This window comes from Cellulosilyticum sp. I15G10I2 (assembly GCF_900095725.1).
Lineage (GTDB): Bacteria > Bacillota > Clostridia > Lachnospirales > Cellulosilyticaceae > FMMP01.
Genome location: NZ_FMMP01000017.1, coordinates 118624 through 129261 on the forward strand (window position 1 = coordinate 118624; position 10638 = coordinate 129261).

Annotated in this window: 8 protein-coding genes; 6 read left to right on the forward strand and 2 right to left on the reverse strand. The window is 33.7% G+C overall.

All coding sequences use genetic code 11. The features are described 5' to 3' along the window. The first annotated feature begins 106 nt into the window (after positions 1 to 106). The gene (locus BN3326_RS16755) at positions 107 to 1681 is read left to right on the forward strand and encodes an alpha-L-rhamnosidase-related protein (protein WP_070000409.1); all 1575 of its coding nucleotides are present in this window, start codon (positions 107 to 109) and stop codon (positions 1679 to 1681) included. Positions 1682 to 1849: 168 nt separating this feature from the next. On the opposite strand, the gene BN3326_RS16760 is transcribed toward BN3326_RS16755, so the two are convergent. Then, positions 1850 to 3682, reverse strand: coding sequence for a sensor histidine kinase (locus BN3326_RS16760; RefSeq protein WP_070000410.1), 1833 nt, complete (start codon positions 3680 to 3682; stop codon positions 1850 to 1852). Between the two features lie 291 nt (positions 3683 to 3973). On the opposite strand from BN3326_RS16760, the gene BN3326_RS22070 reads away from it, so the two are divergent. Together BN3326_RS22070 and BN3326_RS16765 are read left to right on the forward strand one after the other, a co-directional pair. After that, complete coding sequence (locus tag BN3326_RS22070) at positions 3974 to 4147, forward strand: hypothetical protein (RefSeq protein WP_171903854.1); 174 nt, start codon at positions 3974 to 3976, stop codon at positions 4145 to 4147. 215 nt (positions 4148 to 4362) lie between these two features. Continuing rightward, a complete protein-coding gene (locus tag BN3326_RS16765; protein ID WP_070000411.1) occupies positions 4363 to 6429 on the forward strand; it encodes a methyl-accepting chemotaxis protein in 2067 nt (688 codons plus the stop codon). Here the strand turns inward: BN3326_RS16765 and BN3326_RS16770 are convergent. Then, positions 6401 to 7192 carry a response regulator transcription factor gene (locus tag BN3326_RS16770; RefSeq protein ID WP_070000412.1) on the reverse strand — a complete coding sequence of 264 codons (792 nt, stop codon included), beginning with the start codon at positions 7190 to 7192 and terminating at the stop codon, positions 6401 to 6403. The genes BN3326_RS16765 and BN3326_RS16770 overlap by 29 nt on opposite strands. 296 nt (positions 7193 to 7488) lie before the next feature. Here BN3326_RS16770 and BN3326_RS16775 point away from each other — a divergent pair, with 296 nt between their 5' ends. The 3 genes from BN3326_RS16775 to BN3326_RS16785 all read left to right on the forward strand — a co-directional run bounded on the left by BN3326_RS16775 (position 7489) and on the right by BN3326_RS16785 (position 10631). Continuing rightward, positions 7489 to 8829 carry an ABC transporter substrate-binding protein gene (locus tag BN3326_RS16775; RefSeq protein WP_242876020.1) on the forward strand — a complete coding sequence of 447 codons (1341 nt, stop codon included), beginning with the start codon at positions 7489 to 7491 and terminating at the stop codon, positions 8827 to 8829. A gap of 99 nt (positions 8830 to 8928) precedes the next feature. Next, on the forward strand, positions 8929 to 9804 hold the full coding sequence (locus tag BN3326_RS16780; protein WP_070000414.1) for a carbohydrate ABC transporter permease: 876 nt from the start codon (positions 8929 to 8931) through the stop codon (positions 9802 to 9804). Further along, positions 9804 to 10631 (forward strand): carbohydrate ABC transporter permease, encoded by an 828-nt coding sequence (locus BN3326_RS16785; RefSeq protein ID WP_070000415.1) that lies wholly within the window; start codon positions 9804 to 9806, stop codon positions 10629 to 10631. The genes BN3326_RS16780 and BN3326_RS16785 overlap by 1 nt, the downstream gene beginning before the upstream one ends. Positions 10632 to 10638 lie beyond the last annotated feature (7 nt).

Sequence of the window (10638 nt, forward strand, 5' to 3'; positions counted from 1 at the left end):
TTTCATTACTATAGATTTCACATCTTTAAATTTTAGTTATTCTCAAAGCAGGGTTTTTAGCAGTGAACTTAAAGATTTGTAGTAGATAAAAGAAAGAGGGATTAAAATGGCACAGCATATAAGCAGCATAGCGGATTTTAAAATGGAAGTAAATCAATCTTTTGTGGATAAAGGGGTTGAACTGGAACCCAAGTTTATTGAAACAAAGTCAGAACCTATACAGTTAGTTGAGTTGGAAAAGGACAGGGATAATAATTGGATGCTGTCAAAGCACAGCTCTTTTGAGTTAAAACAAACAGAAAGTTTAGGTAAAGGCGAGGCTGTCTGCTTTGATTTTGGCAATCATCAGGTTGGCTATGTATCTTTTAAAATTAAACCTATAGGAAGTCCGCCCGATGCGCCGGCACATTTAAGAATTAAGTTTGGCGAGACCTTATGTGAGATAGGCGAAGACTCTAAGGACTACGAGGGGTGGTTAAGCAGCAGCTGGATTCAGGAGGAGTTTATGCATATCGATGTTCTGCCAGCAGTTATTAATATGCCCAGAAGATATGCTTTCAGATATATGGAAATCAAGGTGCTAGATACTTCACCTAAGTATCAATTGATTTTTGAAGAGATAAGGTGCAGAACAGTTTCATCAGCTGATATGAGCAATGTAGCACCACTTAGTTCTAACGTTGATGAGGATTTAATCAAGATGGACCGAGTGGCGCTTAAAACGTTACATGACTGCATGCAGAGTGTATTTGAAGACGGACCTAAAAGAGACAGGCGATTATGGATTGGCGATTTAAGACTGCAGGCATCAGCTAATTACTTTACGTTTAAAAACTATGATCTCGTTAAACGCTGTTTATACTTGTTTGCAGGGCTTACGCAGAATGAAGGAAGAGTGGGCGCTTGTCTTTTTATTGAGCCTCACATGCTAGTAGATGATACAGCACTTTTGGATTATTCGTTATTTTTTATTTCCTGCCTCCATGATTATTATGAGGCAACAAGAGATAGGGCAATCCTTGAAGAATTGTGGCCTGTAGCATATAAACAAGCTGTGCTTTCTTTAAGAGAACTGGATGAAGCCGGTGTTGTTAAAGATAGAGAGGGTTTTTGGGCATTTATTGACTGGCATAAGGATCTCAATAAACAAGGGGCTGTGCAAGGCGTTCTTATTTATACTTTAAAGCAAGCTAGTAAGATGGCAGAAGAACTTGGGTGCTTAGAAGAAGTTCAGTTATTGGATACTTATATTAAGCAGGCTTCTAAAGGAACACTGCAAAAACTTTGGGACGAGGAGCAGGGATTTTTTATAAGTGGTAAGGACAGACAGATTTCTTGGGCAACACAAGTGTGGATGGTGCTTGCAGATGTGCTGGAGCAGCAAGAAAATGAGGCACTGTTAGATCGTCTGTTTGAGAAAAATCCAAAGATCAATATGGTTACGCCTTATATGAATCACCATTTAGTAGAAGCACTTATTCTAAATGGGCGCAAAGAAAAAGCTTTAGAAATCATGAAATCTTACTGGGGAGAAATGATAAAAGATGGGGCAGATTGTTTCTGGGAATTATACAATCCGGAAGATAAAAAGGAGTCACCATATGGCTCAAACATTATTAATAGTTACTGCCATGCTTGGAGCTGTACGCCAACATATTTTATCAGAAAATATTTTATATAGTATATTTACAATGAAGTTTAGGGTTAAGTTAGGATGAAATTATATTTTCATCCTAAGCTAACCCTTTTTAAATTATTTTTTGAGTATCATATTCTCCCAGAGTAGAGAACTGTTCTTTGGCAAATGAATCCTGCTATTGCAAGAAATTCATGGTGTTATACTGAAAATCTACAGAGGGCCTCCTAACGTTACATGAGCTCCATGTGGATGTACATTATCCAGTTTAAAAATAATATCATTTGGATATAGAATTTTAAATCGAATATAAATATTCATAAGTCCCATGCCATTAAGTTCTAGAGACGGAAGAAGATTTGTAGCATTAACGTGATCTATTTTTTGCCCTATATCAAGAAGTTTTTCTTGGGAAAATCCAGGACCAGTGTCAAGAACGGAAACTTTCCAAGCATTACCATCTATGAAGCCTGTAATATGGATTTGCCAAGGTGGATTGGTATTGGAAACGAATTTAACTGAATTTTCTACAATAGGTTGCAGAGATAATTTAGGTAATTTTATTTCTAGTAGCTCATCAGGGATATTAATAGTATAAAATAAGTCGCCTTCATAGCGTATTTCCATACACTTTAAATAATCTAAAGTATGATTAAGCTCGTCCTTTAAGGAAACCAAAGATTCTTTATCAGATGAAATGTATCTTAAAAGTTTAGAAATGGTTTGACACATCACAATGATTTCTTTATCCATATTCTCAGCAGCCATTGCCTGAATCGTAGATAATGAATTGTAAAGGAAATGAGGATTCATCTGAGACTGAAGTGCTAACATTTTAGACTGCATTTCTTGATTTTGAATTAAAAGCTGTGTAGCGAGAGAAGCTTTTAATTTAATCTGCATCTTTTGAAAAGCTTGATTAAGAGTTTTAAATTCAATAATATTTGTTGAAATATCAGTTGTAATATCCTCACTAAGTGTTTCAAAATCAAATTTTCGTATTTTCTTATAAATGTTATGAAGGGGTGTGGTTATAAATTTTGCTGCCAAGAATGCAAGCACAGATGCACCGATAAGAATAAAAATGCTAGCTAAAGCGATAGTGGTTATAAAGGCATTAAGAGATGTAAACAACTTGTTTTTTTGAATCACAATAACTGTTGTAAGTCCTGTATAATTAGATCTAATAAACTTTATAAATTCATTTTTACGGCTATAAGGATTTTCTATTTGAAAAATAGGACTCGTATAATTGGATTTATGTAATATATCGAAATAATAATCTATAGAAGCATCTTGTTTTAAAATGGGAAAAACAACCTCACCATTTTGATTAAAGACAAAGATGTTTTCGTCAAAGGTAGGTTGATAATGCAGAAGATCTTTAAATACCTGTTTGAAATTTTTTTTCACTTCTATAATACCTTGTGGGACATTTAGCGTATTAAAATAAACTCGATATAATGAAACAAAAGCCTTTCCATCAGGAGAGGAAAAGTATTTTGATAAGTATTCATCACTAGTGTTTTGTGTAATTATTTTATTTCCTTTAGCGTTTATAACTTCACTGTACCAAGTCTTTTCTGTAATATTTTCTATCCGCATAGAATTATTCAGACCAGAAGAAAATACATTGCCATTCATAGCGTAGATGTTTACTTGGTCAACAGGTCTGTTAGGCCCGATAATAGCAGTCAGTAAGTCTCCAAGTATTTTAATGTTATTTGTATAATTATATTTTCTATCTTCTTTAGAATTTAAATCTGAGGAGCTTACGTGGTAGTCTACATAGGTAGAAAATCTTTCTTTAACTAAGTTTGAATAAGCAACATTCATAGAAACTGTATCTAACATTTGAATTTCTCTGTCTACTGAAGCAGAAAGATTGTGAGTTATTTGTTCAACACTAACAAATGTCTCATTCTTTATTTTATGAGCTTGCCAATTTATAAAAAAAAGAGAGAATACTATAAAACTTATAAATAGAATAATTGCATAAGTAGAAAAGAGCGTAGATTGAATAGTTCTATCTTTCTTATAAAACATAAAAACGATCCCCCTTCTATTTGTAAAAAAACACAGCTAAATGGTTGGATTTATGGTTAAAAATATACATATCATACGATGAGAATAGCTATGTATATAATTTAATATAAAAAATATAATAATGATATGAAAACAAATTCATTATATTTGTAAAAAATGATATTGTCAATAACATATAGATGGTAAAAATGGATTTGTAAAATAATGAGGAGGATAAAAATTAAAAAATATGTGGAGCAGTATTAGCAGATCAAAAAAATAGTTGAGCTTGGTTACTGAAGTGAGAACTATATGTCTAACACCCATGCAGATGCTGCTAAAAATATGGCAAGTGGCAAATATGCCATGGTAGTTGTAGAGATGACGCCTGAAATAATTCTTAAAAATATTGATAAGAAAAGAGCAAATCAGGTAGCACTAAAAGATCCAGAGTGGATGCAAATAATAAGTATTAATGATGACTAGCTAACCGTTATCAAAAGAAAAATACGATAGAGCCCTAAGGAGCTTGTTTGATCAATTAAGGCTCTATTTAGTATTAAGTTGTTTTAATGAAAAGTTGTATTCAGTATTCTAGAATTATTTTATTCATCACTATATTAATTTTTAAAATGGCATGAGGTAGTAAAGTCTAACTAATATGAAACAAAATTCAAGCAACTTTATTAAGGGGTGTATCTATGGCTAGGAAGCTTAAAAAAAAATTATCGCAGAAGAAATTTTCAACACCAAAGTTTACTCAGAAGTGGTCAATTGGGAGTTTTTATCTTAAAAAAAGAGGTTCAGCTTCTATTAAACGAAAACTTGTTACAATTTGTATATTATTTGCAATTATCCCCTTACTTTTAGTTAATGTTATATCTTCTTCTGTATCAAAACAGGCACTACGTAAAACAAGTGAAAAGCTCACTTCTGAACTTGTTCGGCAAATTTCTGTCAATGTAAATGCTTATATTAGTGAAGTAGAAATAAATGTTACTCAGTTTGCTGTTGTTGACTTAGTTCAAAAGAAACTACTTACGAAATATATTTCGGGGGACGCCTTAGAAAAATTCACCGCAGCTCATGATATTCAGCAAAGTCTTCTTTTTTTAGGCTCAATGGGTAAAAATATTAAAAGCGCTACACTTATGTTGGCAGATGGCAAACTCATGGGGGGGACAGATAAATTTAATGAAGAAGATCTAGCAAACGTTCAATTTATTGAATCAAAAAATGGGGCTATGTGGCAAAAGGGATTAGGCACATTAGAAGATGATATTTTCTTTATCAAAAATATCGAGGCCCTATCTGAAAACGATAAATGTGTCGTGGTTGTTTCGGTAAATGCTCAAGCTTTTATAAATAACCTAGAAACTATTGAGCTTTTAGATGGCGCTAATCTTTATATAACTGACAACGCTGGCAACATGATTTATAACAAGGACCCTAAGGTTAAAACGGTTGACCAAGCAATATGGAGTGAAATCGATAAAGAAAAAGAATTTGGTACAACAAGTACGGCTAAGACACTTATTACATATTCCCTGCTGCCAAATGACTGGCATATTATAGCTGAAATTCCTGTAAGATCTTTAACCAGTCAGTTAGATGCTTCTACCGTTATCATATGGATTCTTATTTTTGTTATAGGAGCGCTTGCAATTCTTGTAGGCTCATTAGTATCCAACAGTTTTTCAAATCCAATTATTAATCTTATGACACTTATGAAACGTGCCGAAGAAGGCGATCTTACTGTTCAAATGCCTGCCAAAGGAAATGATGAAATTGCCAGACTCTGTACAAGTTTTAATCACATGATTAAAAATATTCGTGGACTATTGAAAGATACAAAACATGTCATTATAGAGACCTTAGAAGAAAGCAAGATACTGCGAAATTCCACGGAGCAGTCTGTTGAAACCTTTGAGCAATTGAGTATGTCCATAAATGGCATCGCAGAGGGAACAAACCATCAGGCTGAAGATGCACAGGAAAGCTCTGTGGTTATGACAAACTTATCTGATAGTATGCAGGATGTCATGCATAAAACAAATACCATCTTTGAAAATAATCAAGGAGCAAAAGAAATGATTCAAGTAGCTACAAGCAGCATGCAGTTTTTAAGTGTAACTATGAAATCCTCTATTTTGGCCTCAGCTCAGATTCATAAAAGTATTATAGAGTTAAGTGGGTTAACAAAAAGTATTGAAGACATTATGAAATTAGTAGATGGTATAAGTGGACAAACAAACCTGCTTGCCCTGAATGCAAGTATTGAGGCCGCAAGAGCGGGAGCAGTAGGAAAAGGGTTTGCTGTTGTTGCTCATGAAGTTAGAAATTTAGCAGAACAATCTAAAAGTGCTACTGTCGGCGTTAGAAGAACCCTTAATAATATTGAGGCTAAGACAAAGGATACGGTTAACCTAGTTGAAAAATCAAGGGAAACCTTTGCAAGTCAGGAAGAAGCCGTTAAACAAGTGTATGAAATATTTTATAGTATTATTGATATTTTAAAGCATATGGATTTAGACCTTGAACAAGTTAATGATAAGGTTAAAAGTATGCGTACTTTAAAAGAAGAAATGGTTAATAAAATTGATAATATTGCTATTGTTACCCAAGAATCAGCAGCTTCTACACAAGAAGTCAGTGCATTAAGTGAAGAGCAGAAAACAGTTGTTGAAAATTTGTATGATTTATCTAACAGGCTTACTTTTGCAATGGAAAATTTGAATGCTACAATTCAGACTTTCGATGTTGATTAAATTGACTGTTTCTATAAGTGATTCTATAATTAGCGGGACTCTCCCCAGTTGCTTTTTTAAAAATTCGGCTAAAATGAAAAGGGTCTGGGTAGCCGCAAAGTTCTGCCACAGATTTGATTGAAAGTTCAGGATTGATTAGGAGTTGCTTGGCAATAGTTATGCGATAATCGGTAAGATATTTAAGCGGAGATGTATTTGTATATTTAATAAAAATTTTAGTGAGGTAAGAAGATGAAAATCCAAACTGTGCAGACAAAGTATTAAGATCAATAGGTGACTTATAATTAGTATGCATAAATTGCTGTACCAGCATAACTATTTCTTTTGGAGTCTGCTGTGTTGAATTAGGCAGTAAAGAAGAGTCGTTAAGTTCTGTCAGAAGACTTTGTTTAAGTGAGAGCAGTAAAGTTTTTAGTTCATCATTATTAATAGGTTTAAGAAGATAATCATCTACATTGTATTTTAATGCACTTTTAGCATAGTTAAAGTCGTCGTAGCCACTTATAATAACTTTTTTTATAGAAGGGAATTTTTGATGGATTTCAGAAGAAAGCTGAAGGCCATCTATAACAGGCATTCGAATATCTGTGAATACAATATGCGGCGTATGTTTTTTAACTAACTCTAAGGCTTCGGCACCATTACGAGCAGTAGCAACCACTTTAAAATGGCTGTCGGTCTCTTCAATGTTTCTAACAATATTTTTTAAGATAAGTTTTTCATCATCCACCACAATCACAGAAAAAACAAGATCTTCATACATAATAAACGACCTCCTGTTATTAAATGAACACTCTAGAGAAAGGGAATTATCTAATCATAAATAATTCTATATTGATATAAAGCTTCACAACTGAGATGTTGTTAATTGTAACTATAAGACTTTTGTAAAATGGTTAAAAATATACATATTACATGATAGAAATAGCTATGTAAACTAAATGTATAAAAAAATATAATAAGGATATAAAAGCAAGTTCATTATATTTGTTAAAAATGATATTGTCAACAATATGTAAATGGTAAAAATGAATTTGTAAAATAATGAGGAGGGTAAAAATGAAAAAAATATTTGGAGCAGTATTAGCAGGAGTAATGCTTACTAGTATGACTGCATGTGCAGGAGGAAAAGAGGCAGCACCAACACCACCAGCAGCAGACACAACTAAAGAAGTATCGGAAGCAAACGCAAAGCAGGACGTAACGATTTCTTATATGGCAGGTCAAGACTGGGTTTATGATGCGGAGATGAAACTGGGAGAAAAGTTTACAGAGGAGACAGGCATTAAAATTGATTATCAAATTATTCCTTCTGATCAATACACTAATCTTTTATTAACGAAACTTAATGCTGGAGAATGTGCAGATATATTTGGAGCTCAAAGCGGCAGTACTGATATACAAACTCAGATTAACGTAGAAAAAACAGCTTTGGATCTTTCGGGTGAAGCGTGGGCAAGTACAGTGGATCCGTTAGTAGCTAAAGAATTATCTGTAAACGGCAAACTTTATGGACAACCTACAGCAGACACTTCAAGTGTATGGGGCATTGCCTATAACAAAAAAATATTTACAGACCTAAGTCTTGAGATTCCAACAAATTATGATCAATTTAAAGCAATTTGTGAAAAGATTAAAGCTGAAGGGATTACGCCTATTTATGAATGTATATCAGATGGATGGCATCATGTACTGTGGTATCCAGAAATAGGTCCAGTCTATGAAAAAGCAGCACCAGGGCTTGCTGAAAAGCTTAATATGAATACAGCGAAATTTGCTGAGAATGAAACCATGAACAAAGTACTTAGTCAAATCAAAGAAATGGCTGAGCTTGGTTACTGGGGTGATAACTATATGTCTAACACCTATTCAGATGCGCCTAAGAATATAGCAAGTGGCAAATATGCTATGTTTGTAGCTAATCAAGGTTTTGGCGCAGAAGTTAATGCAGTAGACCCTAATTTTAGTGCAGATGATATAGGTTATTTTGTTATACCGCTTGCAGATAATCAAACTTTAAATGTGAATCCTTGCGGACCTTCAAGATTTGTTTATTCAGGTTCTAAAAATGCAGAAGCTGCAAAAAAATATCTTGAATTTTTGGCAAGACCAGAAAACCTTCAGTATATGATAGATAATGTGCCAAAATACAATAAGCTTCCTTTCCAAGGTGTACAAGATAAATATACTGAAACGATTAAAGAATTTTATAACAGATATCCAGAACAAGGTGCAGTATATCAAGTAGCTATTAAATATCTTAATCCACAGTGGATGGATATAGGAAAAGATTTAACTGCTATGTTAGTTGGGGATATGACACCTGAAACAGTTCTTAAAAATATTGATAAGAAAAGAGAAGAACAGGCAGTAGCAGCAAAAGACGCAGCCTGGAATTAAATTCTAACATAGACAGATGATTTTAATTACAGCCTAATAGCCTAAGCTGCGAGGCTGTAATTATATCATATCAATATATCACAGAAAGCAGGTTATTATATGCAAAAAAATAAGGTCTATCCCACTTATTTCATTTTTGGAGCACTCGTTCTTTACTTGATGCTTTTTGTTATTCCGTCACTTATGGGGATAGGATATTCTTTTACAGATTGGTCATCTTATTCAGATGAAGTTAATTTTGTAGGCTTGAAGAATTTTAGAACGATTTTTTCCGCTAGTGAAAATTACCTTAAATATATGGGTAACACCATTTGGTTTACAGTTGTTACGACCGTTTGGAAAAACGTATTAGGCCTAGCATTTGCAGTCCTTCTTACTAAAAACATTAAAGCACTTAACTTTCATCGTGGCATTATGTTCATGCCCTCTGTACTTTCTACACTTATTGTGGGCATGATTTTTAAATCTATTTTAAATCCACAAATTGGACTACTTAATACAACCTTACGCAACATGGGATTAGAGTTTTTAGCAAAGCCTTGGCTTGTAGATCCTGCAATTGCTTTTAACTCGGTTATGGCAGTAGATATTTGGAAGGGAACAGGCTATATCATGACAATTCTAATTGCAGGACTCATGTCTATATCTACTACTTACTACGAAGCAGGGGATATAGATGGAGCTAGTGCATGGCAAAAGTTTAGATTTATTACCTTTCCGCTTCTGCTCCCTACCCTAACAACAACTACTGTACTTAATGTCATCTATGGATTAAAGGTATTTGATATGGTTTACGCGCTTACAAATGGTGGACCAGGTTATGCCACAGAAGTCTTATATACTGGCGTTTTTAAAGAATTCGGATTAGGGAAATATGCAGTTGGAACTACGCTTTCAACAGTAATGTTCGTCTTTATGGTTATTATAGGTTACTTTATGATTAAGTTTATGACTAAAGATGAGGTGATTGAATAATGGAAAATAAAAAAATATTCAATCTAATTTCAATAAATCTAGTGGCTTGGACTCTATCTCTTATCCTGGTTGCTCCGTTAATCCTCATTCTATTTAATGCTTTAAAGACCAGTCTTTTGGCATCTGAAATGTCGCTTGCATTTCCGCAAATGCCTATTCAGTGGAGTAATTTTAGTATAGTTATTGAGAAAGGGAAATTGATACAATCTTTCGTGAATAGTACCATTTATTCTGTAGGAAGTGTTTTGTTATGTACAGGCCTTTCAGCTATGTGCGCTTATGTTCTTTCAAGAAATAGAAATAAACTTAATAAGTTTATCTATATTTTTATAGTGCTGGGAATAGCCATGCCAATTAACTTTGTAACACTCATGAAGGTCATGCAGTCAATGCAACTTATGAACTCTACAATAGGTATCATCTTACTTTATGCAGCCGTGCAGACACCTTTTACAATTTTTCTTATTTATGGATTTATTGGAAAGATACCAGTTGATTTAGACGAAGCAGGCATTATTGATGGTTGTACACCACTGAAACTGTTTTTTAAGATTATTCTACCTCTTTTAAAACCTGTTTTAGTAACAACTATAGTTCTTACTTTTCTTAATACTTGGAATGAGTTTATAATTCCTCTCTATTTTTTGAATAGTTCAGCCAAATGGCCTATGACACTAGCAGTGTATAATTTCTTTGGAATGTACTTTAAAGACTGGAACCTCGTATCTGCAGATATTGTTCTTACAAGTTTACCTGTTATTATAGTTTATCTTCTAGGACAAAAATACATAGTTGCAGGGATGACCTCAGGAGCAGTGAAGGGTTGATATTAAA

Coding starts and splice junctions, on each gene's coding strand:
- BN3326_RS16765 (WP_070000411.1), top strand. CDS start 4,363: ATGGCTAGGAAGCTTAAAAAAAAATTATCGCAGAAGAAATTTTCAACA.
- BN3326_RS16760 (WP_070000410.1), bottom strand. CDS start 3,682: ATGTTTTATAAGAAAGATAGAACTATTCAATCTACGCTCTTTTCTACT.
- BN3326_RS16785 (WP_070000415.1), top strand. CDS start 9,804: ATGGAAAATAAAAAAATATTCAATCTAATTTCAATAAATCTAGTGGCT.
- BN3326_RS16780 (WP_070000414.1), top strand. CDS start 8,929: ATGCAAAAAAATAAGGTCTATCCCACTTATTTCATTTTTGGAGCACTC.
- BN3326_RS16755 (WP_070000409.1), top strand. CDS start 107: ATGGCACAGCATATAAGCAGCATAGCGGATTTTAAAATGGAAGTAAAT.
- BN3326_RS16770 (WP_070000412.1), bottom strand. CDS start 7,192: ATGTATGAAGATCTTGTTTTTTCTGTGATTGTGGTGGATGATGAAAAA.
- BN3326_RS22070 (WP_171903854.1), top strand. CDS start 3,974: ATGTCTAACACCCATGCAGATGCTGCTAAAAATATGGCAAGTGGCAAA.
- BN3326_RS16775 (WP_242876020.1), top strand. CDS start 7,489: ATGAAAAAAATATTTGGAGCAGTATTAGCAGGAGTAATGCTTACTAGT.